This window comes from Varibaculum massiliense (assembly GCF_900106855.1).
Classification (GTDB): Bacteria; Actinomycetota; Actinomycetes; order Actinomycetales; family Actinomycetaceae; genus Varibaculum; species Varibaculum massiliense.
The window spans coordinates 1-26,166 of sequence record NZ_FNWI01000004.1; the positions used below are offsets into that span (position 1 = coordinate 1).

The 26,166-nt window shown below is 51.2% G+C and carries 27 protein-coding genes and 1 pseudogene; 17 read left to right on the plus strand and 11 right to left on the minus strand.

Annotated elements, in window-relative coordinates; translation table 11 throughout:
* Window positions 1-2 precede the first annotated feature (2 nt).
* The 4 genes from BQ5456_RS00040 to BQ5456_RS00055 form a co-directional block, all read right to left on the minus strand.
* Window positions 3-251, minus strand: coding sequence for a helix-turn-helix transcriptional regulator (locus tag BQ5456_RS00040; protein ID WP_071129839.1), 249 nt, complete (start codon window positions 249-251; stop codon window positions 3-5).
* Window positions 252-328: 77 nt separating this feature from the next.
* Window positions 329-547 (minus strand): helix-turn-helix domain-containing protein, encoded by a 219-nt coding sequence (locus BQ5456_RS00045; RefSeq protein WP_042433142.1) that lies wholly within the window; start codon window positions 545-547, stop codon window positions 329-331.
* A 511-nt stretch (window positions 548-1,058) separates the two neighbouring features.
* The gene (locus BQ5456_RS00050) at window positions 1,059-2,354 is read right to left on the minus strand and encodes an SEL1-like repeat protein (protein ID WP_071128197.1); all 1,296 of its coding nucleotides are present in this window, start codon (window positions 2,352-2,354) and stop codon (window positions 1,059-1,061) included.
* A gap of 91 nt (window positions 2,355-2,445) precedes the next feature.
* Window positions 2,446-3,594 (minus strand): WYL domain-containing protein, encoded by a 1,149-nt coding sequence (locus BQ5456_RS00055; protein ID WP_071128198.1) that lies wholly within the window; start codon window positions 3,592-3,594, stop codon window positions 2,446-2,448.
* A gap of 130 nt (window positions 3,595-3,724) precedes the next feature.
* Here BQ5456_RS00055 and BQ5456_RS00060 point away from each other — a divergent pair, with 130 nt between their 5' ends.
* Window positions 3,725-3,949: a hypothetical protein gene (locus BQ5456_RS00060; RefSeq protein WP_071128199.1), complete on the plus strand. Its 225-nt coding sequence runs from the start codon at window positions 3,725-3,727 to the stop codon at window positions 3,947-3,949.
* Between the two features lie 99 nt (window positions 3,950-4,048).
* Window positions 4,049-4,639 (plus strand): hypothetical protein, encoded by a 591-nt coding sequence (locus BQ5456_RS00065; protein WP_071128200.1) that lies wholly within the window; start codon window positions 4,049-4,051, stop codon window positions 4,637-4,639.
* Window positions 4,640-4,823: 184 nt separating this feature from the next.
* Here BQ5456_RS00065 and BQ5456_RS00070 read toward each other — a convergent pair whose 3' ends face one another.
* The 4 genes from BQ5456_RS00070 to BQ5456_RS00085 form a co-directional block, all read right to left on the minus strand.
* On the minus strand, window positions 4,824-5,495 hold the full coding sequence (locus BQ5456_RS00070) for a DUF3800 domain-containing protein (RefSeq protein ID WP_071128201.1): 672 nt from the start codon (window positions 5,493-5,495) through the stop codon (window positions 4,824-4,826).
* Between the two features lie 184 nt (window positions 5,496-5,679).
* A complete protein-coding gene (locus tag BQ5456_RS00075) occupies window positions 5,680-5,949 on the minus strand; it encodes a hypothetical protein (RefSeq protein WP_071128202.1) in 270 nt (89 codons plus the stop codon).
* A gap of 626 nt (window positions 5,950-6,575) precedes the next feature.
* Window positions 6,576-7,280 (minus strand): DarT1-associated NADAR antitoxin family protein, encoded by a 705-nt coding sequence (locus tag BQ5456_RS00080; protein ID WP_071128203.1) that lies wholly within the window; start codon window positions 7,278-7,280, stop codon window positions 6,576-6,578.
* Window positions 7,270-7,977 carry a DarT ssDNA thymidine ADP-ribosyltransferase family protein gene (locus BQ5456_RS00085; RefSeq protein WP_071128204.1) on the minus strand — a complete coding sequence of 236 codons (708 nt, stop codon included), beginning with the start codon at window positions 7,975-7,977 and terminating at the stop codon, window positions 7,270-7,272. Before BQ5456_RS00085 ends, BQ5456_RS00080 begins: the two co-directional genes overlap by 11 nt.
* A 428-nt stretch (window positions 7,978-8,405) precedes the next feature.
* On the opposite strand from BQ5456_RS00085, the gene BQ5456_RS00090 reads away from it, so the two are divergent.
* Entirely contained in the window at window positions 8,406-8,630 is a 225-nt protein-coding gene (locus BQ5456_RS00090; RefSeq protein WP_071128205.1) for a helix-turn-helix domain-containing protein, read from the plus strand.
* A 124-nt stretch (window positions 8,631-8,754) separates the two neighbouring features.
* On the opposite strand, the gene BQ5456_RS10355 is transcribed toward BQ5456_RS00090, so the two are convergent.
* Window positions 8,755-8,907, minus strand: coding sequence for a hypothetical protein (locus BQ5456_RS10355; protein WP_159428737.1), 153 nt, complete (start codon window positions 8,905-8,907; stop codon window positions 8,755-8,757).
* Between the two features lie 127 nt (window positions 8,908-9,034).
* Between BQ5456_RS10355 and BQ5456_RS00095 the strand changes: the two genes are divergently transcribed.
* From BQ5456_RS00095 to BQ5456_RS10705, 4 genes are read left to right on the plus strand one after another with little or no spacing between them, the layout of a single operon-like run.
* Window positions 9,035-9,724, plus strand: a complete 690-nt coding sequence (locus BQ5456_RS00095) for an ABC transporter ATP-binding protein (protein ID WP_071128206.1) — start codon at window positions 9,035-9,037, stop codon at window positions 9,722-9,724.
* Window positions 9,725-9,733: 9 nt separating this feature from the next.
* The gene (locus BQ5456_RS00100) at window positions 9,734-12,058 is read left to right on the plus strand and encodes a hypothetical protein (RefSeq protein ID WP_071128207.1); all 2,325 of its coding nucleotides are present in this window, start codon (window positions 9,734-9,736) and stop codon (window positions 12,056-12,058) included.
* A gap of 11 nt (window positions 12,059-12,069) precedes the next feature.
* Complete coding sequence (locus tag BQ5456_RS10520; protein ID WP_071128208.1) at window positions 12,070-12,489, plus strand: hypothetical protein; 420 nt, start codon at window positions 12,070-12,072, stop codon at window positions 12,487-12,489.
* Window positions 12,402-12,593, plus strand: coding sequence for a phospholipase A2 family protein (locus BQ5456_RS10705; protein ID WP_408056672.1), 192 nt, complete (start codon window positions 12,402-12,404; stop codon window positions 12,591-12,593). Before BQ5456_RS10520 ends, BQ5456_RS10705 begins: the two co-directional genes overlap by 88 nt.
* A gap of 42 nt (window positions 12,594-12,635) precedes the next feature.
* On the opposite strand, the gene BQ5456_RS00110 is transcribed toward BQ5456_RS10705, so the two are convergent.
* Window positions 12,636-12,818 (minus strand): hypothetical protein, encoded by a 183-nt coding sequence (locus BQ5456_RS00110; protein ID WP_071128209.1) that lies wholly within the window; start codon window positions 12,816-12,818, stop codon window positions 12,636-12,638.
* A 178-nt stretch (window positions 12,819-12,996) separates the two neighbouring features.
* On the opposite strand from BQ5456_RS00110, the gene BQ5456_RS00115 reads away from it, so the two are divergent.
* The 4 genes and pseudogenes from BQ5456_RS00115 to BQ5456_RS00130 all read left to right on the plus strand — a co-directional run bounded on the left by BQ5456_RS00115 (window position 12,997) and on the right by BQ5456_RS00130 (window position 16,885).
* A complete protein-coding gene (locus tag BQ5456_RS00115; RefSeq protein ID WP_071128210.1) occupies window positions 12,997-13,311 on the plus strand; it encodes a transposase in 315 nt (104 codons plus the stop codon).
* A 101-nt stretch (window positions 13,312-13,412) separates the two neighbouring features.
* Window positions 13,413-13,691: pseudogene (locus tag BQ5456_RS10760) on the plus strand (DDE-type integrase/transposase/recombinase); the annotation flags it as partial.
* Window positions 13,692-13,812: 121 nt separating this feature from the next.
* On the plus strand, window positions 13,813-15,927 hold the full coding sequence (locus tag BQ5456_RS00125; protein WP_071128211.1) for an SIR2 family protein: 2,115 nt from the start codon (window positions 13,813-13,815) through the stop codon (window positions 15,925-15,927).
* A 502-nt stretch (window positions 15,928-16,429) separates the two neighbouring features.
* Window positions 16,430-16,885 carry a cupin domain-containing protein gene (locus BQ5456_RS00130; RefSeq protein WP_071128212.1) on the plus strand — a complete coding sequence of 152 codons (456 nt, stop codon included), beginning with the start codon at window positions 16,430-16,432 and terminating at the stop codon, window positions 16,883-16,885.
* Between the two features lie 161 nt (window positions 16,886-17,046).
* Here BQ5456_RS00130 and BQ5456_RS00135 read toward each other — a convergent pair whose 3' ends face one another.
* Window positions 17,047-17,355, minus strand: coding sequence for a thiamine-binding protein (locus tag BQ5456_RS00135; protein ID WP_071128213.1), 309 nt, complete (start codon window positions 17,353-17,355; stop codon window positions 17,047-17,049).
* 393 nt (window positions 17,356-17,748) lie between these two features.
* On the opposite strand from BQ5456_RS00135, the gene BQ5456_RS00140 reads away from it, so the two are divergent.
* The 6 genes from BQ5456_RS00140 to purF all read left to right on the plus strand — a co-directional run bounded on the left by BQ5456_RS00140 (window position 17,749) and on the right by purF (window position 26,161).
* The gene (locus BQ5456_RS00140; RefSeq protein WP_071128214.1) at window positions 17,749-21,195 is read left to right on the plus strand and encodes a phosphoribosylformylglycinamidine synthase; all 3,447 of its coding nucleotides are present in this window, start codon (window positions 17,749-17,751) and stop codon (window positions 21,193-21,195) included.
* On the plus strand, window positions 21,186-21,656 hold the full coding sequence (gene purE, locus BQ5456_RS00145; protein WP_071128215.1) for a 5-(carboxyamino)imidazole ribonucleotide mutase: 471 nt from the start codon (window positions 21,186-21,188) through the stop codon (window positions 21,654-21,656). Before BQ5456_RS00140 ends, purE begins: the two co-directional genes overlap by 10 nt.
* 31 nt (window positions 21,657-21,687) lie before the next feature.
* Entirely contained in the window at window positions 21,688-22,398 is a 711-nt protein-coding gene (gene purC, locus BQ5456_RS00150) for a phosphoribosylaminoimidazolesuccinocarboxamide synthase (protein WP_071128216.1), read from the plus strand.
* A gap of 85 nt (window positions 22,399-22,483) precedes the next feature.
* The gene (purM, locus tag BQ5456_RS00155) at window positions 22,484-23,467 is read left to right on the plus strand and encodes a phosphoribosylformylglycinamidine cyclo-ligase (RefSeq protein ID WP_235858498.1); all 984 of its coding nucleotides are present in this window, start codon (window positions 22,484-22,486) and stop codon (window positions 23,465-23,467) included.
* A 39-nt stretch (window positions 23,468-23,506) separates the two neighbouring features.
* Window positions 23,507-24,700, plus strand: a complete 1,194-nt coding sequence (purD, locus tag BQ5456_RS00160) for a phosphoribosylamine--glycine ligase (RefSeq protein ID WP_071128217.1) — start codon at window positions 23,507-23,509, stop codon at window positions 24,698-24,700.
* 9 nt (window positions 24,701-24,709) lie between these two features.
* Window positions 24,710-26,161, plus strand: coding sequence for an amidophosphoribosyltransferase (purF, locus tag BQ5456_RS00165; protein WP_071128218.1), 1,452 nt, complete (start codon window positions 24,710-24,712; stop codon window positions 26,159-26,161).
* Window positions 26,162-26,166 lie beyond the last annotated feature (5 nt).

Sequence of the window (26,166 nt, forward strand, 5' to 3'; positions counted from 1 at the left end):
CGCTAGCCCCTTCTGGGCGAGCCGACGACGCTGTTGCGCTCGACCCATGCGACGAGCTCGTCGTGCAGCACGATGCCGTCGCGCGTCTTGCCGCCGATGTAGCGGATTGGGAACGGGTCGTCGGGGTCTTTTGCGAGCCGGTACATGGCGTCGCGGCTGATGCGCAGCATCGCGCACGCCTCGTCGGCGCCGAATATCGCGTTGGTCGATGCGATGAGCCTCACCTGGCTCCTGCTAGTGCTCTTGGTCATGGTCGTCCTCGAGCTCCTTTCGTCTCGAGGCTCCCTCGCGTGCCCGGCCGCGGGCGGCTCCCGGGGCGGTCCCGCCGTCATTTCCTGCCGCTCCTCGATTCGATGTAGGCGTCCACGGACGCCCTCGAAACCAGGAGCTTCCTTCCGAGCCTGTACGAGTCGATCTCTCCCGACCAGATGAGGTCGTACGCCTTGTTTCGGCTCGCCCTCATGTACTCCTGCATCTCGATCACCGTCATCCATTCGTCCCGATCTTGGCTTCCCTCGGGCGCGGCGCATTCGGCTGTGCGTGCCATGGTTCCTCCAATCTTCCCGTGCGGCACCGCGCGAGGACACCGCACGACACCGTGTGCCTTTTCGTCTGCGCGACGATTGAACCGCCTGATGGCGATAAGTGAGCACGGCGCGAGCGGAGATGGGTCGAAGTGGGTCGAGCTGGTCGGGCCTTCACGAAACGGCCATGAGCCGCGTGCCTTAGCTCGCAGCTAAGTCCCTGAAAAGTAAAAGGCGCCCATGCGGGCGCCTGCCTAGTGGCTGGAGTTGTTCGGTTTTGGTTGGAATGCTTCTCTTCCGCGGTGCTGTCGTCCGGGGTCCGGCATCTGTCGTTCGCCTCTTCTGTCGTGTTTGATGTTGCGTGTTCTGCGAGCGACCTTGCGCAGGTTTTTCAGCCCGTTGCCCCAGGTGCACCCGGGTAAATGGTACCCACCCGCTGGGGCATGGTTCGCCATAGCTAGCGTTTTGACAATGGGAGGCAGGCGAGCGGCGTAGACATTGGCGCCGAATCAGAGGCGAACGATGCCGCCTATCTCAACCCTGTGTCTTTCGATGGTTTTTGCCGCCAGCAGTTATCACCCGGTAGAAAGTAAAGCCGTCTTCGTTTTGATAGGCCTGGAGTGTTGAATCGGTGCCACGAAGGGCATCTTCCAGTGCGGCGATTATCTCGCTTCCTTTCCCAGGTGAGGGTTCATTTGCCAATTCAGCCAAATAAAGACTTGCGAGGTTTGCATAGTCCTGTGGCGTCATGATGCTTGAATTGGATTCAGGGGTCGCTCTTTTTGTGGGGGAAGCCTCGTAAAGCGCGGCCGCTTTTGCATAATTCTTCGGTATCCATCTGCCGAATAGATACTCCCTTGCAAGGCACAGTTTCATCGAGGGAGATTGCATTTCGGAAAGAATGGCATTGCCCCTATCGGCTGAGGCGTTCGAAATCAAGCCACGCAAATGTAATCCGGCATACTGGATTCGTTGATACCACATGAGGCCATCTACGCCCCGTTTTTCAAAATAGTAGGCTGCCTTTTCGTAGTCGACGGGAGTGATTTCATCACCTGAATAATACGCATCAGCGAGGTTCGATGCTGCGAGCGTAAATCCTTCGGCCACTAATGCCTCATTGAAGCTGTGCCAAAGGTGGAAGGACGCGCGAGAGTCGTTAGGGAGTTTGCAGATCCATTTCGGAAATGCGGCACCGTAGGCATTCAGGGGGTCGCGAGATGTTGCTATGTCATGTGCTTCGGTTTCCGCTTGTCGTTTTAGCTCCGCTATTTGCCCATAGCGCGCATCGTATTCCTCTCTGTTCCTTTCCCGCGTTTCTCGGATTGTCTTGGTGGACTCTTCGAAATACTCCTTGTAATGGTCTTCCTGCAGCGAGCCATTTGCGCTCTTCGCAAAAAGCTCTATGCGGTCCAGGGCCTCGCATGACCACGGTTTGACGTACTCCATGGGTTCGTTCGTCGATTCGTGCGAATCGTAGTTTTTGTCATCCACGATTTTTACGAAAAGCTCGTATTGCTCTTTAGAGAGCCATATGCCCAAGGGGTGAATGTGCAGGACGATCGTTCGCAGCGCGGTTAGGTCCCAGCTGCCCATGTCCATTTTCTCGAGACCAACGCGGTCAAGTGGCGCGGTTACCGCGTCATAGCTAGGCTTAAAGCGAGGGTTCTCGTCGCCCCTGCGGCGCGCCTCGTCGCAAATGGACTCAACCTGCCTTGCCCAGCTTTCACTATCCGGGCACCTTTCTTTGACCCATAGCTTTAAATACTCTTGGATTATTCTTGTCGCGGTCTTTTTTACGTTGTAGATAATCTGGCTACTGTCGTTCATCTCTGCTCCGTCCCGCAGGTCAAAGCCTTTAAAAGGGTGTCTTTGCTCTCCGAATCGAGTCGATTGGGGTTGTTTTCTCGTTGGCGGCTTTTCAGGCCAATTGCAAAATAGCAGCTTCCAGTGCGGCTTTATAGCCCTCTGCGGCCGCTTCGTAATCTCGCATATAGGATTCGAAGTCGGAGGCGGCGGCATTCGGGAAGCTCCCGACCCATCGTTTTCCCTTCGGCTTCGCCGGCTTCACCGCGCCGTCCATCCCGAATAGCCACCTGAAAAAAGTGGGTGACAGCATCACGTTGACGCAGGCGTAGCCGACGACGTTGTCTCCGCCGCTCTCGTCGATATGGCAGAACTTGAGGTCGTGGCCGAACCTTTCGTAAACGTACTTGGCATGACTGCCGGAGACTTTGAGGAACAGCGTCCTGGCGGTGCCCGAGCCGAACATGTCGATCCGCTGGCGCGTGTCCGCGACCACCCGCGTCCTCAGCGCCTCGACCTTTTCATAGTCCGACAGCGGCTTTCCGGTGACAACCGGGTCTACGATATCGTCTAGTCGGTGGAAGTAGGGGCTTGAGGAACCGCTTTCGTCGACATGCATGATCTCGAGGTAGTATCTGCCGAAGCTGAACACGATCGCCACCGGGTCCTCCTCGTACGGCCCGATTTTTACGGTCGATCCATTCATCAGGTGAACCTGCTTCTTGAAGGCCATCCTTTCGTTCGTCCGAATCGCTCGAGATGCGGCATGGAGGACGCCGAAAATCGCGTCAGTGTCCTTGCCGGCCTTGCGGTCGACGAACACGGTCTCCACGCTTTCGTCGACGTCATAGTCGGAAGAGAATGCAAGCACCTTCGAGGAGATTTCGTCTTTCTGCCCCTCGCCGATGAAGGAGCTCGTCCCCAGCACGTCCGAGATGAGAATCGCCTCCTCGGACGACAAGGGCTTGTTCACGGCCCTGAACCCGACGTTCTCGCCGTGGCCTGGTATCGCTACGCGGATCCCCATTGGCATGCTTTCGCTTATCTGGTGTAGGTCCTTGAGGATGGCGTTCTCAGACGTCGACTTTTCGGAGCAGATGCCTATGACGCGCGCGATTTCCGATGCGGATATGCCCGTTCTCTCGTCAGTGAATCGGACGAGAAGGTCGAGGACGGACAGGATCCTGCTTCTCGATGTGCCGCTCGCTGCGAATCCGGATTCCTTTAACTCGGAGATCTCCTCCTCGGTGAATGTCCTAGACATGGCAGGCCCTCCATAAACAGCATTATTACCCATGAAATTGTAGGTAATCCAAGCCTGTCAAAGGAGACGAAATTCCGATGGCGGTTGAAAATAAGGGCCGAAGCAATGGAAGAGAGCGAAGGAGGCAACCATGAACAATGTTAGACAGGCGGTAGGCATCCCGACGATTTCGCCAATCGAAGCCGTAGCGGAGATGGCGTGCGATGACGGAAAGAAGGCCCTCGGCTTTTCGCCGGAACAGCTGATTGCCGCTTGCGGCCTGGTTTTGATGGGCGTCGCGATTTTGGCCGTGTCGAACTACAGCCTCGCCATCGCCAAGGGGGATTTCAGGCTAGACCTGCGCCCTGCGTGCTAGGCGATACACCCACGAGAAAACAACAACCGTTGTTATGGGGTGCAGCGCCGGCGACGCGCGCCAAAGAATCAACGCTCGATTTGAATGATAGGAGACCATATGGAACGCAGCGATTTTCCTGAAGTTGGCACCAGGTTGACGTACGGGGAGGCGATCCCCGCATACAACCGCTTCGAGCGATCGATGCTTGAGAAGGTGTACGGGGCCGGGCTTCTGCCCGCGGTGGGGCTGTACGACCTGCTCTGGCAGCTTGAACTGCTCGCACGGAAGTTCGGAATAGAAAGCAAGGGGGCTTTCTCGAGGCTCAAGAGGGAGATCCGGTTGTTCTCGAGCGAGAGGACCGCTCTGGCGAACGGAGTGAACGGTGAGCGGTTCTACCTGCTGCAGGATGAATCGGCGCTCAGACAGCATGACGAGACGCACCTTTTCAAGGTCGGAATCGACGGGGGCAGGCTTGCCGGCGACCTCGACGAAGCCCTCGAGCTGCTTTCGAAAGAGTCCGCCAAGACCGATGAGTACGGCGACACGTATTCGCCTGATTGCCTGGAACGGGACTCCGACAGGCTGGGTAAAGACCCTTTCATGAAATGGGTCGGGATCGGGTTTTGCGCGATGATGGTCTGCTTCGGAATCTCGATGCTCGTCCATTCGATCTTCCAAATCGGCTTCTGCTCCAAGTGGTTTATCTGATGCAGAAGCCATTGGACGAGCAGTCTTTCAAAAAAAATAGGCAGAATCGCTTTCACGATCCCGCCCCGCAAACCCGAGGGTTTCTAACTGGAACCTATTATGCAGCTAAGTGGCGTCTTATCAACCCCACCCGCGTAACAGACTCCATTGTCGGTAAACGCTCCGCCAAGGGCTGATCGCCTCTCTAGACGAGCTTCTTGCGCGTCTCCTTCAGTATGCCCTTCTTGAAATCGGACCACTTGCCGAAGAACTTCTCGTCCGTCGCGGTGGCGGTGTGCTCCGCGTATTTGATTGCCGTGAGTTCCATGGTGCAGATGTAGTCCGCCGCCTGCGAAAGCCGGTACTCGGAGGGCTGCGCCGATCGGTAGACGACGGCGTCCTTCGACAGCGCGTACTCGACCGCGCGATGGAGTGACTCGGCGATGGAGCGCTGGCCGTTGTCGTAGTAGACCTTGACCATATCGTAGGATTGCAGCTCCGCGAGGTTGTCGAACAGGAAGTTCACGATATCCCTTCGCATCGCCCCCGCGAGCTTGTCGAGCGAGGCGAACTGCTTGGTCGCGTATGCGAAGGTGTGGTACTTTACGGGCATGTGGCGGAAGAAGACGCGGAACGAGCCGAGCATCATCTTGCGCGTCCTCAGGTCGAGCCCCGAGTACTGGTCCTTGCCGTTCATGAGCGGCGACGCATGGAAGGGTATGTCCGGGAGCCCCTTGGCGCGAAGGGCGCCCTCATATGCCGCGATCGAATTCGCGATGTTTTCGGATTGGTCGTGCATGACGACGGTGAGCAGGTAGTGGCGGTCGGAGAGGCCGTCGCTTCCCGACTCGTCGACGAAGATGCTGAGTTCTCGCATTGTTCTCCTGGATAAGAAAAAAGCCGGGGAAAACGTCCCCGGCACTTGGAAGCCTTCCTAACGGAAAACCAATTACCTTATATCATGTACTGTCCGGAAATTCAAGGGAGCTCGAAGCGTTTCCAGACGTCGGCGGAATCCCAAAGCCCGCTCGCCAACTCATGGGCAAGCCACCTGAGACTACTCACTTCACCCGCGGACGACGAAGAGCTGCGACCTGCGGTTTTTCAACCAGCATGAAAGCCGCCCGCGTTGATTCACTTGCGATTGTAGCTGGCGGCTTGCGGGCAAAAGGGCGGTTGAGTTTCGAAACGGGCGTTTTCGGCGATATCGAGCCTCCAAAGGCGTCCCGCCGCGCCCTTTGGGACAAAAACAAAAACTCAAAGCCCTGAGTTTGAAAAAAGTTTTTAGAGTTGTCCCAGCTTTTGTCCCCGAAGCCGACGAAACGCGACATGGCGTCACCTGGCGGCACTCGATTCGATACGGCACCGAAAACTGGATGCAACTGGAATGACGGGACGGCAGAACCGAAGCCATCGAGTGGGAGTAGTTTTCGACTTTTAGTCGCACGAGTGTGTTAGACCTAGCAATGTAGCCACTTTGTACTCACCCCGCTTTTTTGGTCTTTTGTTTCGTAAAACTGCAGGTAGGGGTGGAGAGTGGCTGTTTCGGGAAGAAAAGGGACGCCGCAGCATCCCTGAAAACGCTAAATACTCTGCTCTAACCCCTGAAGCGAGCCTTCTAGGCAGCGTAGTTGTTCTCGTCAATCTCGCCGGTCACAAGCTGATCCCTTATTCGGGGCTAAGTAACATTTTGTGTGTCTTTTGCTGGGCGTGTTGGGGTGGTTCAATGTCTTGCCCAGCCTTTGCGGATGTGTAGGGATCGGGTCTGCTGAGGGTTTGGTTGACAGTTTTTCTTCAAATTTTAGGTTGAAGCGTACTGGGTTTTGTTCCGCTTCTTATACGGGGGTCAGTTGATTCAACTATGAGAACACTAAGTTGATGCAACGGTGCCCTCGGGATTTTCAGATTATCAATTCTTTTCCCGTAGCAAGCAAAAGACCATATAAACCGCTAAATCTCAGAAAAGTGAGTCCTGTCTCGCCTCGTCCTCATTATCTCCAGAGAATTCTTCCTGGCATTCCGGGTAGCCTACCATCAAGAATTTTTCGGGTTTTTCCAAAGCTGCCGCCAGAAGGTTTCGACGGTATAGTCCGACAACTTTGGCTACTGATCGTGCTTGACAGTTGACTGATTTTTTAGGGTTGTATTCGATGTCAGTGAATGCGTCGAATTGGACAACCTCTCTCAACAGATCCTGTTTCCTCCAAAGGGCGGAAGCGTAGAGCCAGTCATAGAAGTACGTCTTTGGTTCTAAAGGGAATTCCCGGGTAAAAAACTTGAATGCTAGAAGTTGGCCGCTACTCCTGAGTCGGGGGTCTCTCTTTGCGTCTCGACTCGATACCCTTAGGAGATCTTGAAAAGGTCCACCCAGCTCAAAAACTTTTGAAGCCTGAAATGCCGATTCAACCGAGTAGTCCCCAACGCCGGGTTGGTGGATCATCAAATTAAAAGCGCTGAGTCTAACTCCCAGTTCAAAGTTACCTTTGGATGATATCTCTAGCACCCGAAGTCCTGGATAGTCTTTCAAGAACGATTCATGCAAACTAGTGATCGAGCGTTGCTTCTGCTGGATAGAGAAGCCCGGGTGAAATTCAAATTCTGTATTCACTTCTGATACAAACGGGGCATCATGCGATGTCTTGAATACTGGCCTATTCGCCATTTGACACCTCGGTTTTTTCAACCCAAGCTTTCCAAGCATCGGGAATGTTGAACACATTCAGCTGGCGATCATCGTTGACACGCCACGTCCCGTAAATCTTGGGGTGAAGTCCGCTCTCCCGTAGCTGCGTCCTTCTCTCATACCCATTCACGGCGATGAACGACACGGCCGCCCACGGAATCGTTGCCGCAATCTGTACTTCCGCCTGCGGATCAGTCGTCAAACATGACGGCAGTTTCACAGCAGACCGCGAGAATACTTGACCCGATTTCGTCTGTGCTTCTTCAGCAAACATGGCCTGAACTGCTGGCAATCCTCTCAGATCTTCCACCCTCATACTTATGGAGAGACTAGAAGCGGCATTAGTTGGGTAGAAGAACATCTGCTCCTCGGATAGGTAGGAGAGCTGTGAAATCGGAATGAAAAGTAGGGCGATGTCTGAACCGTTCTTAATTAGTTTTTCGCGGTAACGGTACATCATCTTAAAGTTTGGGAACGAGAACGAGAAGCAAGACATGTCTTTCCGACGGTCAAGTCGCAATTCATCCAACGCCATAAATTGTGTGTCGTCTGAGGCTTCGAGCTCCCTGCGAGGAACAATGCCCTTACTTTTAATTTGTTCCAGGTTAGATAATGGAGTGAAGTGAACCAGATAATTAACCCCTCTTTCTTCTAGGTAACGCAAAATCTCTTTCATCTCGTCCTCTCCAATTTAATATGTGAAAACTAAATATCGTCAGCTAACCGTTAGCTTAGCCGGTATCACTTAGCATTTTAATTCGTCAGATTATACTCAAGGGTTAGTTTAATGGTGTCCTTGTTATAGAAGCGAAACCTCGATTATGTCTCTTCGACGTTTGGAAAATCGTTCATACCTCGAATTTATACCTGTGAATTCCTGCACTCGAAATAATTACCACGTCTGGCAGTCGAATTGTGCTGACAGAGCAAAAAGATTAAACGGACGTTCGGAATGGCGCGGTTCTTCTCCTTCGACGCCACCAAGGCATACGGTACTGGAGCAGAACACACCGTTGCAGAAAACCAGATCATTCACCTCGGCGAAGATGCCGAAGCGCTCTACGGATTCACATGGAATACCGAGGAAGTAGGAGAGCGAACAAAGTGACCATCACCTTCAAACCCTTATGGAAACTCCTCATCGACCGCGACATGACCCGCGAAGACCTACGTCGCCAAACCAGGCTATCACCAGCGACCATCGCCAAGCTCGGACGTGATGGTAACGTCACCACCGACGTGCTTGCCCGAATCTGTACCGCACTTGAGTGCGATGTTGCCGACATTTGTGCCGCAGTTGCGCTGAACGAGGACGGGGTCAATGACTAACAGCTTTGACTTCGGCCACGCGAACGCAGGACAGCGTAAAGCAATCGAAACAACCATAATGTCAATAAAACCTACAGCAGACCCTTAATGCCTGTAGCCCACTGTTCAAACGGAAAGTCGCAGCCTACGCTCGAGTCTCTACAGGTCTGGAAGAACAAGCTAGTAGCTTGAGTTCAGAACCCAGTACTCGCATGGAGCGGTTAATATCCGCGATCGCGCGCTTAAACTCTCGCTCACCCTCCAGACCAATACGCAGGCCAAATGAGCTATCAGACACGTGCTTAACCTCCTTACAACATGGCTAAAATCCCTTGACGCAACTGCAGGCGTAAGCGTAAATTCTGAATTAAAAATGAGTTTAGTCACTTTTGATCCATTACAATAACGTAAAAAGAGTAACACAGATGAACACGATGATTTCTTGCTCTGAGGTTTCGTTTAAGTTTCCAGGAGCTAGGATTGATCGGGTTATTTTCGACGAGATGACTGCGTCTTTTGATGCGGGAATGTTTCATGCGGTGATGGGGCCGTCTGGCTCGGGTAAAACCACTCTGTTAAGTTTGCTAGATGGTTCCCTTGCTCCCGATCACGGAACGATCATGCTAGCTGGGCGCCCCATCGAATCGTATTCACGACGCGAGCTACGTTCACGCTTGTTGGCTCGGATTTATCAGGATTATCGACTGGTGCCCTTTTTGAGTGCGGTGGATAACGTGCGCCTAGCACAGCAGGCAGCCGGTAGCTTAGGTAGCCATCCGCTTTTAGCTTTGGAGTATTTAGAGCGTCTTGGGGTTAAAGACTTAGCGGAGTATCCGGTGGATAATCTATCGGGAGGCGAAGCGCAGCGAGTAGCAATTGCGCGGGCTTTGATTAATTCTCCACAAGTCTTGCTTGCAGACGAGCCTACCGGGGCTTTGGATGAGAAAAACTCTCATGAAATCGGTATTCTACTGCGTGAATTGTCGCATGAGTTAAACGTTTGTTTAGTGGTAGTCACGCATGATCCTGCTTTAGCCGCGCTTGCTGACCGGGTAGTGGAAGTGAACGATTATCGCTTGCGTGAAAAACAGCTCGCGCCTGCGACAGCCTACTGAGGTGAGATTATGGGATGGCGTCTAACCTGGGGCTGCGTAAAAGCGAACCTCAAGCTAGTGGTAGGCTTTTTTATTTGTCTGCTTGCGCTGTCTTTCACCGCGATTTTTTTGAATAATATCGCCACTGTTTATCGTCAAACGGTAGCTGAGGATACGCGAGTCACATATGGAGGGTTTGCCTACCGTATCGGGGCTACCACCCAAAATGCCAAACAACTGTTAAACTCCGCGACCGCTGGTCAAAATCTGGTGCCGGTTATCACCACCACCTGCCAGCTTGACTATGGTGAGAGTAGGGCAGATGCGGAGTGGAAGCGTTCTGGAGCCGGCTTTGATTATGGACGCTTACGGAAAGGAAAACGCGCCACCACTAATAATGAAGTAGAGATTTCCCAGTCCCTTGCCGCGCGCAGCCATATTGGGCTGGGAGGTGAGATTGCCTGTGATGGTAGGCGCTTTCAGGTAGTGGGCATTAGTGTTTTGCCAGCGCGCCGGTCAGAAGTGTATTTATCAACCCGCCTGGATTCCTCAACCGACGCGGCTAACGTCACCAACTGGGTAACTAACACCGATATAGCTAATTCAAATTATCGTCCACTCTTCGATCGCGGAGAATTGCGTAAAGTCTCGCTAGATTACGCGATTCGCTATGCACAGGAATCAGCAGAGCCAGGATTTGTTGCAAACGCTCTGATTATCTCCCATCTATTGCTCGCAACTGTCGGGATTGTGCTACTGCTAGGATTTTTAGCATTTCGACGTTCTACTGCAAAATTGCGGCAGGCACTCCTGGCAGCCGGTTTTAGCAGCCTGAAAACAAGCTTGCTTAGCCTCGTGCCTCTTTTCCTGTCCCTGTTTAGCGGGGTTCTTCTTGGAGCTTTAGGCGGTTATTTGGCGCTATTTACCTGGCGAGATCAGATTGCGCTTCGTTTTGAACAAGTTTGGGATGCGGTATCGCTAAGCGGCGATTATCGGGCTTTACTCGAACTAGTCGCTTATTTCGTGGGCGCACTAGCGATATATGTGTTTGCACTTTATTTAAGCGCTTATCGTTCAATTAAAACTAGGGCATCTAAATCTAGTAATCGCGAGTTAAAAGCCGAGCTTATCGCAGGTCTCGCGTTGCTGGGTGTGGGAGTTTTATGCAGCTTCTTAACTAGTTCAAATGTCGCTGTCTTGTATTACATTGCGCTAGCCGCAATCGGGATCGGGGTTGCACTGCTCGGATGTGCGCTGCCCTTCTACGTTTATAAATCCCCTTTACGCCTAGCCGCTTACCGTGCTAGCGTACATAGTTTTATTCTCGGGCCAATCATCTGCCTGCTTTGCATCCTCGCCACTCTCGGAGGCACTAACGCTACCATGCAGCAAAGAGCTCTCACCGTCGGTAAACCCAACGCTGACAGTTACCTCACCGTTTCGTTTATTAACGATGCAGACGTGACCTATCTGAAAACTCGTTTCCCGCAGATCATGACCCATGCCATCATGTTTGGGTTCCCGGAAAAATCAGAACACTCTTTGCGCGTTGCAGAAGGTGCCTACGCAGCCTGCATCCATCAAAATTCCAATAGCGACAGGTGTCACCAGTGGATGACACTGGTGGGCTTTGTCCTATCCGAAAACGGTAAAGAGCTAACCGGAAAAATCTCTCCAGAACTCGCCGACACCCAAGACTCTACCGAATACGCCCTGGTTATTTTTGGCCCCAATCTGGATAAGCCAGAAGAAACCATTCCCGTTACACTGCCCAAAAAGGTAGACGAACGCCTCGACTATGCAGAATTACCTGGCTGGGTAGCTAACCCTCAAGACCCAATCTTTAGCAATAAAGGATTTACTATCGGGATAGAAAGACGCCTATACATCCCGGACTTTTCACACTACCCCGCAGACCAGCAACAACAATTCAAATCTGTGGCCCAACAGCTCTCATCCGATCTGGCCTTATCAGAACCTCTCGGCACCAACAGTCAAACCCTAGACATCATCAACTGGTTAATCCTTGCCATCGAAACTGCTCTCGGCCTACTACTTATCTATATCGGCACCACCATCACCACCAAAAACAGCCATGCCCTAGTTAGCACCCTGAGAGACTACGGTTACCCGCCTCATAAACTAGCCGCCATACGTTTAACTCAATTAGCCCCCTATCTAGCCGCAGTGGTGGCTGGTTCGCTTATCGGCCGAATAATGCTAAGACCAGTTGTTGCCGGCCGTGCAGTACCCGAAAACATTTCCCCAGACTGGACATGGATTCTACCAGCCATTATTATCGCGGCTGTCGTTGGCCTTACCCTCGTCCCTAAAACAGTAAAAAGTCCGGGATAAGGACATAAACCATGAAGAAGATATTTGCATGCTCTGCAGCTTTTGCGGTCGCTTTACTGATACATATACCGCTAGTTTCAAGCGCAGCAGAAAATGATTCCATCCCTATTGCCAATAGCTCACAAGAAGTATTGTCTAATGAAATCGTTAAATATGTTGATAAATCTGACAATCATTATTTCTTCAATAGCTACAAAGCAAATATGAGTAACGCATCTCCAGATGTCATAGAAGCGGGACCTACTTTAATGAAGTGCAGTCGACTTATTTCCCGACAGGAGAACGAACTGCGGTGCCTGTTTACGGTAACTGGTGTGGCCCTGGCTATGGAAAAGGAACCCCAGTGGATGTCCTGGACACAGCTTGTATGCACCATGACCACTGCTACGGCAAGCAAGGATACTTCTCCTGCCCCTGTGACAAAGCACTAATTCAAGAAATTGACGCAAACTACAACCGGATGAAACCAGGTAAAGAGCAAAAAATAGCTAGCGCTATTAAATCTGTATTCTGGCTCAACTCTAAACGCTGCTAGCTAGAGCTTACAAAACACGGCCCAGAGAATCACCCTAGAAAACTATCCCAATCCGGCTGGGATGATTTCGTCAATAGAGGTTTCCCTATAAGGTCGGCTGATGCCTTGTTCTTGCCTCCAGGCTTCGATTAGATCGAGCAACTCGCCGAACACCATCAAGTCAATCTCGGTAGGACGCAAGTTTAGGTGGGATAGTGCGTGGTAGGTGATGCGGGGGAATACCACAACCAAAGATGCCTCTTGGCTGTGGTCTAGTCGTTTCCCGGTTTGTCTTCACTGAGGATGTTGCGGCGGGTGCCACGGATCAGAGCTTCAGTAATCGCATCCTTATACTCAGGAAAATCCGCCAGAACTGAAGCGTACTGGGTTTTGTTCTGTTTGAGTAGATGGGAAAATCTGGATTATGCCTAAGAAATTTGATCAGGATGCGAAGGATCGTGTGGTTCGTCTTGTTGAGGATCGGGTTCTTGCGGGGAATTTGTCATTGCAGAAAGCGTGTCAGGTGGTTGCGCCAAGGCTTGGTGTTTCCTGGCATACTGCTCGCCAGTGGGTGCAGCGCTCTCGTCGGGAGGGTCGTGTTCACCGTTTAGAAGAGGACGTGATTGTTGAGAATGCTAGGTTGCGGCGTGAGAATCAGCAGCTGCGTGATACGAACGAGTTACTCAAAGCGGCGCCGGCTTTTTTCGCGTCAGAACTCGACCCGCAACGTCGGAAATGATCGCTTTCATTGACCGGTACAGGGATCGTTTTTCGGCCTGTGTTCATTTGCGCGACGTTGAATGCTCATCGTGAGGGTGGTTTCATTACCTCTCGTGGCCTCGGCAATCCAAATCTCGTGGGGTAAGTGCTCGCGCTTGCCCGATAACTACCCGGAAAGCCAGTAGGGAAGATACCCGTCCTGATTTGGTAAGGCGTGACTTTAGAGCGCCAGCCTCGAATCGTTTGTGGGTAGCAGATATTACCTATGTTCGCACAGTCAAGGGATTTGTGTATGCAGCGTTCGTAACTGACGTGTTTTCCCGCAAGATTGTTGGTTGGGCGCTATCGGATTCGATGCGTACGAAAACCCTACCGTTGCAGGCACTCAATCAGGCGGTGGTGTTTTCTGTTCTGTGGAATATTATGTGCTTCGTAATGATTAAACCTGTAGGCCCGAAGCAGGGCAACTTTTAGGTCTGTTCAACCTGCTTTGTGCTTTCTAAGTGCTTAGAATAAATGTGTGTCCTTAAAAAATTCTCTCCCATCACACCATTCTGGCTCGTCAAATACCGTGGCTAACGGGCAAGAGCTAAGCAATGAGGTTCAGGAATTTTGTCGGCTCCTTAAGGCTAGTATTGGGGAGACCAAGAATCGGGTGGTATTTTTGGCAGGTGCAGGGCTGGGTTTTGATTCGAATCTGGCCGTGGTCGAAGATGTATTGCGGATCACATTTGAGAGTTTGGGGTTGTATTCGGACGCGGAGGAAAAACTGCAAAGTTCTCGGTGTATCCCCTTTGGATCCGAAGAACAGTTCCAATTTTTGTTAGGTAACGTACAGCCGGAGTTGATATATTCCTTGCTTCTGCAATGCAGTGGCAAGAATCAGGAGTGCTTAAACGGATGGAAGTCACTGAGGAAAGACAGCTGGAACCGCGATTATTATCCTCGACCAAGTCTGGTTCATATGTTTATCGTGGCGTATTCATATTTGGCAGGTGTTCCGATTTTAAGCATGAATTTTGACAGCATGTTTGAAGATGCTTTTACGCTGCTATGGAACAGAATACATCCGAAAAATGCAGGTCCCGCACCAGTGAAAGTGTTGAACTTTAAGGATCAGCCGCCAAATATAGATACAAAAGATACCACTAGACAGCTCTATATTTGCAAACTCCATGGCGATGTTGCCGGAGGTACAGGGAGCATCAGCGCTGACAGTATTAAAACCACACTGAGTTCGATTTGCAAATATGAGTACAGTTGGGCCCAGTTCGTGCGCAATCAGGCAAAAAATGAACATTTGTGTCTAGTGGGCTACAGTGGGCGAGACACCGATTTCTATCCAGAGATCAAGCGTGCTGCGAGTTCCAACCGGCAGACTTTCTGGTTCGTGGGACCTGAAGCCGAGCAGAACAATGAAACTCTAGCTAACGCGAAGGGGCTGAAAAGTTCGTTAATAACTAGTTGGCCGCGACAGACAGTTAAGCACTGCTTAGAGGATGGATTGTTAGAGGATGAATCTTTAGGCTCGGCTATGTCACAGGTGCTTCGGGATTACAACGCTAGTTTCAACTCGCCCACCGATGAAGCAAAAGATCACTTTTTTCAGCACTTAATCGCTGAGAACACCTGTAAGGAGCTGGTGAATCCCCACCTATTTTGGTTATATGTGTATGATTCCATCGGTAGGAATCGGGAAGTGTCCGTTCGGCTTAAAAACTCTGCTTTTCATTTTCAAGGAGCGTTAAAGCGTTTGCCGCTGGAAACACACGAGAATGACATCCTGGACGAGATACGAATGCATAATGCCCGCGAGTTAGCTTGTTTTTGCCAGTACTATCAGATCGCTACGGGTATTTTGAGTAAGCCAGACCAATCTCCCACCAATGAGCTAGTTTTGCGTGCTCGCCGTGAGCAGGTTTCAGCGTTGCAAATGGCGATTCCGCATAATCTCGGTTTCCCTCTCCCGGTTTCGCTAAGGCTCGTAATACGCCCTTACAATTGTCTAGTTGCCTATTTATTCTGCCAGCTAAACAGCTGGTTTAAGCGGCTACCGGTGGAAGATTACCAAAAAAACATTGTTACGATTCAGGAATCAATCCTGCGAGAACTAGCTTTGCGTCTGCGGTTTTTACCATCGAATAACTCGCGGCACGAAGTTAAGGACATTGAACGCAAACTGTTGAACCTTCAACAGCAGGCTCGGGAAGTTGGAAACTATACGACTTACACCGGCGTAGAACGTTACTTGGCCAGGTTGGATGCAATTGAACAGGGTGAGCATCGAGAAAAAATCAAGAGCACAGTGATGATAACCGGAGAAAATAACTATCTTAATATCGCGCAAATAGACGCTGGAGAATATGATAAGGCAAAAAAGGAAGCTCGCTGCAGCGGTAATCTTCTCAATGAGATTAAGGCTCTGCTGCACAAGGCATACGCACACCACACGCAGAAACAGACGCAGGATAACCTATTAGAAGACGCAGAACTGGAGCGACTTTTACAATTGGCTCCTCTTATTGAATCGCGTTTGTGGCGCTTCGCGCTCCAAGACATTTTGTGGCGATATTTTAAGATTTCTCGCGCTGAGTTGAATCAGAGGTGGGCTATGGGCTCGGAGAGTGCTAGGTGAGGGGTGCGGTTAATGCTGCGGCAACACAGGTCGCCACAGTAGCCGGTTCGCCTCTTTAGCAGGTAGCTGTCACTGTTAACGCCTCCATAAGCAATGGTATAAGGCTTGCTGGTATCCGGGATAACAGTAGATAAATAGTAAAAATTGTCAAACCCCATTGGCATAGCTGGAAGATTCGCTGTAGTCATCCCTTCCGCAGCGCCTGCAATACTCGGTATAGTTTCGGATGGCTTTTCGTTTTGCATAGTGGCCCAACAGGGGAGCGCTAGGCACTTTTAGATATCGGGTTTCATCGGTTCCGCACCAGAAGTTTTAATCTGAACAGTTTTCAAGTCCAAATGTGGGGGAGGGGGAGGCAGAGCTTCCTGTTGATAGTTTCAAAACAAGCAGAGTTAAATTCAACGCTGGTAGCGATAATCCGCAGGAAGTTCTGCGCCCCGGTAAAAGCATGGCTACCATGGAAAGTAAGGTTTTCGAAGGCAAGTAAGAAAGGAAAATACTCATGGCAGTTCATGACAATGGACCGGAGCCCTATAGCTTCGATCTGGAAACCGAAACTAAGGAAAACACTAACTATCGCACCACCGCCTGGACCGGGAAATATCTGCAGGTAACCCTGATGTCTATTCCGGTAGGGGAATCTATCGGGTTGGAAGTCCACCCCGATAACGACCAGTTCCTGCGTCTGGATGCCGGGAAAGGCAAAGTAGTAATGGGGGATGCCGAAGATAACCTCACCTTCGAACAAGAGGTTTCTGACGGTTGGGCAGTAATGGTGCCTGCCGGGAAATGGCATGACATTATCAATGTGGGGGATGAACCGATGAAGGTCTATGCCATTTATTCCCCCTCCCACCACGCCCAGGGAATCGTGCAGGAAACTTTCGCCCTGGCAGAACAGGACGAGGAATCCGGCAAGGATGTTCCTCCGGAATGGACCGTGCAGCTAGGTAAATAGGTTGCCGCAGCTGAGGATTCTCCGACAAGGCGCGAATTGCGTTTTATTTAGGGAGAACCCTCGGTAACAGCTTAAGGTGGCGCCGTCCTGATTATAGGGCGGCGCCACTTGCTTTTTACTAACAGATATGAGGTCTTAACCCGATTTATAAGCAGCTTGCTTTAGGACTGCAGCCGGTCTAGCGCGGCATCTAGGCGGGTTAGTTTGGCGGTCATTTCACCCGTGCGACCAGGGCGGATATCGGCTTTTAGCACCAAAGCTACCCGCGGGGCAAATTGGGAAACCGCTTCACAGGCGTCTTTGACTACCTGCATACATTCATCCCACTCACCCTCGATAGTCGTGAACATAGAATCAGTGCGGTTAGGCAGTCCCGAATCCCGAATTACTTTTACCGCGGCAGCAACCGCGTCACGAACTCCACCCTCAGCGTCTGAGGTGGAAGGAGTAATAGAAAATGCAACTAACATGCTTTTACTTTAGCTGCTCTGGTTGCAAAAACGACTATATGATTCGTTTCCAAAACCCCATTGCCTGATTTTCGAGTTTAGGAGAGTAGTCGAAGGGAAACTTTAAGCTCCTGCTCGGCAATAAAAGAAACGGGAAAAGGTGAGGAAAATTGCTTGCTGGTTTTAAGTTGCTGATTAGTACGCCGGGCGCTGCCCCTGCTAGGGTTAAAGGGTAGCTAGTTGCTTTTGATTTTCTTCAAGAAGGCTGAAGCAGACAGCTAACAGGCTCCCCGGGCAGCAGGTGTTACCGGTGGTCAGGGGGATGCGGTTGGGCAGTGGGTGAGAATTCAGACGACTTCCCGCTGTCGCGCGCAAAATTTCATACCAGGCAGCTATTTCATATAAGGGAAGACTTTGAATAAGCGGATTTTCGTAAGGAAAAAGAACGATACTACCCAGTTCAATGTCTATGACATTTTCGGTCTCGATGCGGCTGCACTGGAACAAGCCAAGTGCACGGTATTTGCCGAGGTAAATCAGGATATTGTTCTCGATGAGATTGATATCGACGACTATTACGTTGTCGAATATTTGCCCGGTCAGTTTGATCAACGCGCCGATGCCGCTGAAAAATGCCTAGAACTCCAGGGCTATACCGCTACCGTTAAATGCGGATACGGACGTACGGGCGAGGTTAAGTTCAACCCTATCGAGATGCGCCTCAAAGATATGTCGGTGCTGGAAAACGAAACTTATACCCCCAACCGGCAGTTACCGCCCAGCATTGAAATCACCGAAGATTACTATCAGCAAGCCTCCTTGGCGATGACCAAGGAGGATTTGCTTTTTATTAAAGAATATTTTGATAGCATCGGGCGTTTGCCTACTGAAACTGAAATCAAAGTAATCGATACTTACTGGTCAGACCATTGTCGGCATACCACTTTTGAAACTGAGCTGACAGATGCTACCTTTACCGGTCCTTACGCAGATCGCCTGCAGGAAGAGTGGGATCGCTACCTAGAGGAGCGCAATAGCGAAAAACCAATCACCCTGATGGATTTGGCGACCCTGTCTGCCAAACGTGAAAAGGTAAAAAACCAGGAAGTTTCCAACGAGATCAACGCTTGCTCGGTGTATGTAACTGTGGGCGGCGAGCGCTATATCCTGCAATTTAAGAATGAAACCCACAACCACCCCACCGAGATTGAACCTTTCGGGGGTGCTTCCACCTGTATCGGAGGAGCTATCCGTGATCCGCTATCGGGACGTACCTTCGTTTATCAGGCGATGCGTATTTCCGGCAGCGCCGATCCGCGGATAGAAGACCCCATAGAAGGCAAACTATCCAGTAAAGAAATCACTCAGCGGGCAGCCGCCGGATATTCATCCTACGGTAACCAGATTGGGCTCACCACTAACTATGTAAAAGAAATCTACCACCCCGGTTACCGGGCAAAGCGCCTAGAACTCGGGTTTGTGGTGGGGGCGGCTCCCGCAGAAAACATTATTCGGGAAGAACCAGTCCCCGGCGACCTAATTCTGCTTATCGGAGGGCGCACCGGACGTGACGGAATCGGGGGAGCTACCGGATCCTCTAAAACCCATACCCGAGACTCCTCCCAAACCTGCGGAGCGGAAGTACAAAAGGGTAACCCGATTATTGAACGCAAGATCCAGCGGCTTTTCCGCCGCGGTGAGGTCGCCAAGCGGATCAAGAAATGTAATGACTTTGGTGCCGGGGGAGTCTCCGTTGCCATCGGAGAACTAGCTCCTGGACTGGAAATTGAACTTGACCGGGTACCGGTCAAATACCAGGGTTTAAATGGTACCGAGTTAGCAATCTCGGAATCTCAAGAACGGATGGCAGTTTGCATTGACCCGACAGACCTGCAGTTCTTTTATGATGCGTGCGCAAGTGAAGATGTAGAAGTAACCCACGTGGCCACCGTGACCGCTGAGAGGCGTCTGGTGATGCATTACCTGGGAGAAACGATTGTCGATATTTCTCGGGATTTCTTGGACACTAACGGGGTACGTTCCCACGCCCATTTCGCGGCAGTTTCTAATGGGAAAATTATTCCCGAGCGGGAAGTTTCCGGCTCAAATCTGCAGGAAAAACTAGCAAATAACCTGGCGGACTTAAATATTTGTTCCCAGCGCGGCTTAAACGAAATCTTTGATTCCTCCATTGGGGCCACCACTTTGACCCTGCCCTACGGCGGTAAATTCCAGCGCACCCCCTCCCAAGTCAGCGCGCAACTAGTTTCAGTTGAGGACGGACAATCCGAGGTAGCCTCGGTAGCAGCCTACGGTTTTGAACCTTCGCTGGCGGAGCTCAGCCCCTATCACAGTGCTATCGTTTCGGTAGTGCAATCCATGTCACGACTGGCCGCAGCCGGGGTAGATCACCGCGACTTGTATTTCACTTTCCAAGAATATTTCCAGCGCCTGGGCGACGACCCCGAAAAGTGGGGAACTGTGGTGGAATCCCTGCTAGGGGCTAACCGGGTTTTGCGTCACTTCCACCTGGCCTCTATCGGGGGCAAAGATTCCATGTCCGGCACTTTCGAAGACATGCATGTGCCGCCGACCTTGGTAAGCTTCGCTATCGGGATGCAAGAGGCAGCTAAGCTGCGCACTCCGGAATTCAAAGCCCGTAATCACCGTCTCTACCTGTTACCAGTGCAAACAGACGAGTTGGGGGCAGTTGATCTGGAATCTTTCCAAACCGCCCTCGATAGGCTGCAAGCAATCAACCCGCTGTCGGCATACGCCCTCGGTTATGGAGGAATCGGAGAAGCGCTAGCAAAAATGGCTTTCGGGAACCGGATCGGTTTCGACATCAACACTGAACAAGACCTATTTGCTTCTCGCTATGGCAGTTTCCTGATTGAAACTGACCAGCACCTGGATTTGCCACTGCTGGGATACACCGGGAGTTGGGAACAAACCACGATTAACGGTAATTCTGTCGACCTGGATGCTTTGCAGCAGGCATGGGAACAGCCTTTAGCGAAGATTTTCCCCACCGCCGGGAAGCGGATTAACCAGAAAGCGGCGCGAGTTAGTGAAACTTGTTTAACCAAACCTCGCCACGCACCCTATAGAAAACAAACACCCCAGGTATTTATCCCAATCTTCCCTGGTACTAACTGCGAATACGATATGACTCGAGCTTTTACCCGCGAGGGCGCACAGGTGGTAACCGAGGTTTATCGGGATGCCGCCTCTTATGCTCGCCAAATCGAGCAAGCCGATATTTTGGCCTTGCCGGGTGGATTCTCGGTAGGAGATGAACCGGATGGCTCGGCAAAGTTTATTGTTTCGGTGCTGCGCCAAGAGCAAGTAAAAGAGGCAGTGCATTCGCTGCTGCGCAAAGGTGGTCTAATTCTGGGAATCTGTAATGGGTTCCAGGCGCTTATCAAATCAGGCTTGCTACCCTACGGGCAGATTTGCGACCTTAATCCCGATTCGCCCACCCTGGCGGCAAACAATGGTGGACACCACGTGGCTAAAATCGTGCACACTTCGGTATCGTCCGTGGCTTCCCCCTGGCTGAGTTCCTTTGACGTTGGGGAAGTTCACCAGATACCGATTTCTCACGGCGAAGGGCGGGTAGTGATGAGCCAGGAGGACTACCAAAAATACCTGGCATCTGGGCAGATAGCTACCCAATATCTGGGGGAAAACCCCAATGGATCTTCCTTCGGAATCGAAGGGCTGTTGGCTCATCGCGGGCAAATCCTAGGAAAGATGGGCCATTCAGAAAGGAGCGGTAGCGGTTTATACCTCAACTACTGTCCCGAAATAGAACAAAACCTATTCAGAAACGGGGTTAATTATTTCCGATGGATGTAGCAATCATTTTTGGTTCCGCCTCCGATAAAGAAAAAATGGCGGGCGCCGCTAAATGTTTAGACGAGTTCGGATTGGAATATAAAGCGTATATTGCTTCGGCACATCGGGTTCCAGAACTTTTAGAGAAAATTCTAAAAGAGGCCGTGGACTCGGGGGCAAAAGCCATTATCGCCGGGGCTGGTCTAGCGGCGCACCTGCCGGGGGTAATCGCTTCGAAAGTGACGATTCCGGTTATCGGGGTACCTTTAGATGCAGCTTTGGGTGGTCAAGATGCCCTCTACTCAATCGTGCAGATGCCGAAAGGAATCCCGGTTTCCACGGTAGGAATCAACAATTCCTATAACGCCGCCATGACCGCGGTGCAAATAATTGGCACCAGTAATGAAAAGGTAGCCGCGCAGCTAAAAGAGTACCGCGCCAATATGAAACAGAAATTTACTGCAGATCCGGTTAGTTTTTAAAAGAAAATTTAAGAGAAAAAGAAGGCAAAATATGGAGAAAAAAGAATTCCTCTACGAAGGAAAAGCCAAGAAAATCTATGCCACTGATGACCCCGATAAGGTGATTGTTTATTACAAAGATGACGCCACTGCCGGCAATGGAGAAAAGAAAGGCACCATTAAAGACAAGGGCATCATAAACAATGAGCTCACCAGCTATCTATTTGAAATGCTGGCTTCGCACGGGGTGAAAACCCACTTCATCGAGAAGCTAAACGATAGGGAACAGCTGTGCTGGAAACTTGATATCGTTCCCCTAGAGGTAATCACCCGCAACATTATCGCGGGTTCCATGGCTAAGCGCCTGGGGTTAGAAGAAGGCACCATGCCGAAGAAAATGATCCAAGAGTTCTCCTATAAGGATGACGACTTAGGTGATCCCCTGATTAACTCTGATCACGCGGTTGCCATTGGGGCTGCTACCGAAGAAGAGGTCGCGGAAATATTGGAGGTAACCGCCAAGATTAACCAGATCCTGTCTGATGCTTTCAAGAAAGAAGGCATCCTCTTGGTTGACTTCAAGATTGAGTTCGGTCGGGACAAGGACGGAAACCTGCTGCTAGCAGACGAGATCACTCCCGACACTTGCCGGCTGTGGGACGCGGAAACCAAGAAGAAACTGGATAAGGATCGTTTCCGCCGGGATATGGGTGGAATCGAAGAAGCCTATAAAGAAATTCTGCACCGCATTACTAAGAAATAGGTTATTACTGGCGGATCCTGGGGGTGGAGGGAACCCTTCCGCCCCCAGGGAAAATCATTATTTAGGGCAAGGGAAAACACAGATTATGGTCAGCTATAAAGATGCCGGTGTTGATAAAGAGGCAGGATATGAGCATGTACGCCGGTTAAAGCAAATGGTAGCCTCCACCCAAAATGATCAGGTTTTGGGTTCTCTGGGATCCTTCGCTGCCCTCTATGAACTAGGTAAATACCAGGAGCCCGTCCTAGTTTCCGGTACTGACGGGGTAGGCACCAAGCTGAAAATCGCTTTCGCTCTCAAAAAATACGACACCGTAGGCATCGACCTGGTAGCCATGTGTGTCAACGATGTGCTTTGTCATGGGGCCAGGCCGCTGTTTTTCTTAGATTATCTGGCCTGCTCCCAGCTTGATGCCGAGGTTTCCTCCCAGTTAGTTAGGGGAGTGGTCGAAGGGTGTAAGCAGGCGGGTGCGGCTTTGATTGGGGGCGAAACCGCGGAGATGCCCGGTTTTTATCAAAGTGGCGAATACGATATGGCCGGTTTTACGGTCGGAGTGGTAGAAAAGTCCGCTATTATCGATGGCTCGGCAATAAAAGCCGGTGACGTGGTGATGGCACTGCCCTCGTCGGGGCTACATTCCAATGGGTTCTCCCTAGTGAGGGCACTCTTTAAAGAGCCTTTCCCCGAAGAACTGTTGACCCCTACTAAAATCTATGTTCCCGAAATCCTCTCGTTGCTGGATCAAAAAATCGAAATCCACGGCCTGGCCAATATTACCGGGGGCGGGCTAGAAGAAAACGTGCCCCGGATTATTCCCGCGGGGCTGTGCGCGCGGATTGAAAAAGAAAAAGTTCGGATTCCCGCCATCTTTAAACGCGAAGAATTCGCGGCAGTACCCGAAAGCGAAATGTGGGGAACCTTCAATATGGGAGTGGGCTTCACCTTGGTAATTCCCCCCGCAGAACTACCGAAAGTAACCGCCGCATTGCCCGAGGCCTATCAAATCGGAGAAATCGTAAGCAAAGAGCAATGCGACAGTCCGGCTGAGAACCGAATCTGCCTACTCTAACCGCAGATAAGCAAGCCAGCTAGAAAAGAGGAAAAACTAATGGCCAAGATTTTGATAGTAGGCAACGGAGGACGCGAAAACGCGATTAAACGCGCCCTTGCGGCCCACGAAATTGCCCAAACTACCTCCTCTAGTATGCAGGAAATCTTGCGGACAGCCCAGGAGTTCGCCGCGGACCTAACTATTGTGGGTAGCGAAGACCTGCTGGTAGCCGGGATTGGGGATCTGTTTAGCCAGGCCGGTATGAAACTTTTCGGTCCGGGTAAAGCAGCAGCCCGCCTAGAAGGCTCCAAAGCTTATGCCAAAGACTTTATGCGCAAATACGGGGTGAAAACCGCCCGCTACGAAACCTTCACCGATCCGCAGGCTGCGATGGCGGGGCTAGCTGATTTCAACTTGCCGGTAGTGGTGAAAGCCTCCGGGCTAGCCGCTGGAAAAGGCGTGATTATCTGCCAGACCGCCCAAGAAGCACAAGACGCTATCTCTCAAATCATGGTGGAAGGACGCTTTGGGCAGGCCGGAGAAAAGGTAGTGCTGGAAGAATTCCTGGTGGGCAAAGAGGCCTCAATTCTCAGTCTGGCTAATGAGAAGGGGATCTTCCCGCTAGTTTCCGCTAAAGACCACAAGAAAATAGGGGAGGGGGAGACCGGTCCCAATACCGGCGGGATGGGGACTTTCGCCCCCAACCCGTTCTACACGGCGCAGCGACAAGCAGAATTTGAACGCGATATTTTGGCTCCCACCTTGAAAGGAATCCAATCCGAAGGGCTGGAATTTGCCGGCTGTATTTTCTTTGGGTTGATGCTGACTGATAATGGCACTTACCTGCTGGAATACAATATGCGTTTTGGGGATCCGGAAACGCAAGTGGTTCTGCCCTTAGTTGAGGGTGATTTTTATGAATTGCTGGTGGCTTGTATGGAGCGGCGCCTGGACCGTGCTGATATTAAAATCCGTGATCAAAAAGCTATTTGCCTGGTGCTGGCTTCCGGAGGCTACCCGGGTAGCTACGAGAAAGGCAAAGAGATTACCGGTCTAGAAGAGGTGGATTACCTGGAAGCGGGGGTGCGCCATGAAAACGGGAAAGCCTACACTAATGGTGGTCGGGTGCTGAATCTGGTTGCTCGCGCGGACACTTTAGAAATTGCCCGCCAGGTGGTTTATGAAAATGCCCAGAAAGTAGATTTCGAGGGTAAAACCTACCGGAAAGATATTGGCGCAGACGCGATTTAGGAGCGAATTTTGAAGGCACAAGTCGTAAATAACCTGGGAGAAGAGTGCGGAGTTTTTGGAGTCTACGGTTCCCCTGATGCCTCCAGCCTGATCTACTACGGTCTGCATGCTTTGCAGCATCGCGGGCAAGAAGGCGCGGGCATTGCGGTCTCCGATGGGGAAACCATTCGGGTGAAAAAAGCGAAAGGCCTGGTTAGCGAGGTTTTTGATGACCCTATACGCCTCTCTAAATTAAAAGGATCGCGCGGTATCGGTCATGTGCGTTACTCGACTTCCGGTAATAACTGGAGCTGTAACCTGCAACCCTTTGTGTTTCACATGCATAATGGGAACATTGCCCTAGCCCATAATGGCAACTTGGTGAACTCCCCGGATCTAAAAATAGAGTTGGAACGGCAAGGGGCGATTTTTAACTCCAACTCCGATTCTGAAGTGCTGATGCACCTGATAGTGCGAGAACGAGGCAGCTTCTATGAGCGACTTTGTGCCGCTTTGCAGCGGCTGCGTGGCGGCTTCAGCTATCTAATCATGACCGATGACACTATGTATGGGATCGTGGATCCGCACTGTCTACGCCCCTTAGTGATTGGGAAAATGAAAACTCGCGGTGGCTGGGCGATAGCAAGTGAAACTTGTGCTCTGGATTTAATCGGAGCCGAGTTCTATCGGGATCTGCGGGGCGGAGAAATCGCGATTATTAATGAGGACGGGCTAAAGATTGAACGTTATTGTCCGCCTGCCGATACTTGTGTTGCCGCCATGGAATATATTTATTTTGCTCGTCCTGACTCCAATATCTTGGGGAAAAATGTTCATGCAGTGCGCAAACAATGCGGGATGACCCTAGCTCATGAACAGCCCACTCCCGGAGCCGATATTGTGATCGGGGTTCCTAACTCTTCACTCTCTGCCGCTTCTGGCTACGCGGAGGCTGCGCACCTGCCCTACGAGATGGGGTTAGTAAAGAACCAATATGTGACTCGTACCTTTATTCAGCCCAAACAGTCGCTGCGGGAAAAGGGCGTGCTGATGAAGCTATCTGCGGTCAAAGGGATTGTAGAAGGCAAATCTGTGGTGATGGTAGATGATTCCATTGTCCGCGGCACTACTTCCCGTAGGATTGTGCAGCTCCTCAAAGATGCCGGCGCCCGCGAGGTACATGTGCGGATTGCTTCTCCCGAGTTCATTTTCCCCAGTTTTTACGGCATAGATGTGTCCAATTCTGCCGAGTTAATCAGCGCCCACATGGATGTGGAGGAGCTGCAAGTCCATTTAGGGGCCGATTCCCTGGGGTATTTATCGATACCGGGACTGGTGGCATCAGTGGGTCTGGATCTGCCTGGTAAATACGGCGGACTTTGTATGGATTCTTTCGCTGGTCACTACCCGGCAGGGCTGGGTAGTTATGAGCAAACATACCTAGAGAATCAAACCGAGATTCAAAAGAATTTCTCTGCCTAAAGCAC

What these genes read in the sequence shown, in the direction of transcription:
- BQ5456_RS00045 (WP_042433142.1), bottom strand. Translation starts at nt 547, where the DNA reads ATGGCACGCACAGCCGAATGCGCCGCGCCCGAGGGAAGCCAAGATCGG.
- BQ5456_RS00135 (WP_071128213.1), bottom strand. Translation starts at nt 17,355, where the DNA reads ATGTTAGTTGCATTTTCTATTACTCCTTCCACCTCAGACGCTGAGGGT.
- BQ5456_RS00075 (WP_071128202.1), bottom strand. Translation starts at nt 5,949, where the DNA reads ATGTCGCGTTTCGTCGGCTTCGGGGACAAAAGCTGGGACAACTCTAAA.
- BQ5456_RS00115 (WP_071128210.1), top strand. Translation starts at nt 12,997, where the DNA reads ATGCCTAAGAAATTTGATCAGGATGCGAAGGATCGTGTGGTTCGTCTT.
- purD (WP_071128217.1), top strand. Translation starts at nt 23,507, where the DNA reads ATGGCCAAGATTTTGATAGTAGGCAACGGAGGACGCGAAAACGCGATT.
- BQ5456_RS00080 (WP_071128203.1), bottom strand. Translation starts at nt 7,280, where the DNA reads ATGGCGAATAGGCCAGTATTCAAGACATCGCATGATGCCCCGTTTGTA.
- purM (WP_235858498.1), top strand. Translation starts at nt 22,484, where the DNA reads ATGGTCAGCTATAAAGATGCCGGTGTTGATAAAGAGGCAGGATATGAG.
- purE (WP_071128215.1), top strand. Translation starts at nt 21,186, where the DNA reads ATGGATGTAGCAATCATTTTTGGTTCCGCCTCCGATAAAGAAAAAATG.
- BQ5456_RS10520 (WP_071128208.1), top strand. Translation starts at nt 12,070, where the DNA reads ATGAAGAAGATATTTGCATGCTCTGCAGCTTTTGCGGTCGCTTTACTG.
- BQ5456_RS00085 (WP_071128204.1), bottom strand. Translation starts at nt 7,977, where the DNA reads ATGAAAGAGATTTTGCGTTACCTAGAAGAAAGAGGGGTTAATTATCTG.
- purC (WP_071128216.1), top strand. Translation starts at nt 21,688, where the DNA reads ATGGAGAAAAAAGAATTCCTCTACGAAGGAAAAGCCAAGAAAATCTAT.
- BQ5456_RS00040 (WP_071129839.1), bottom strand. Translation starts at nt 251, where the DNA reads ATGACCAAGAGCACTAGCAGGAGCCAGGTGAGGCTCATCGCATCGACC.
- BQ5456_RS00060 (WP_071128199.1), top strand. Translation starts at nt 3,725, where the DNA reads ATGAACAATGTTAGACAGGCGGTAGGCATCCCGACGATTTCGCCAATC.
- BQ5456_RS00130 (WP_071128212.1), top strand. Translation starts at nt 16,430, where the DNA reads ATGGCAGTTCATGACAATGGACCGGAGCCCTATAGCTTCGATCTGGAA.
- BQ5456_RS00065 (WP_071128200.1), top strand. Translation starts at nt 4,049, where the DNA reads ATGGAACGCAGCGATTTTCCTGAAGTTGGCACCAGGTTGACGTACGGG.
- BQ5456_RS00070 (WP_071128201.1), bottom strand. Translation starts at nt 5,495, where the DNA reads ATGCGAGAACTCAGCATCTTCGTCGACGAGTCGGGAAGCGACGGCCTC.
- BQ5456_RS00055 (WP_071128198.1), bottom strand. Translation starts at nt 3,594, where the DNA reads ATGTCTAGGACATTCACCGAGGAGGAGATCTCCGAGTTAAAGGAATCC.
- BQ5456_RS00095 (WP_071128206.1), top strand. Translation starts at nt 9,035, where the DNA reads ATGAACACGATGATTTCTTGCTCTGAGGTTTCGTTTAAGTTTCCAGGA.
- BQ5456_RS00100 (WP_071128207.1), top strand. Translation starts at nt 9,734, where the DNA reads ATGGGATGGCGTCTAACCTGGGGCTGCGTAAAAGCGAACCTCAAGCTA.
- BQ5456_RS00050 (WP_071128197.1), bottom strand. Translation starts at nt 2,354, where the DNA reads ATGAACGACAGTAGCCAGATTATCTACAACGTAAAAAAGACCGCGACA.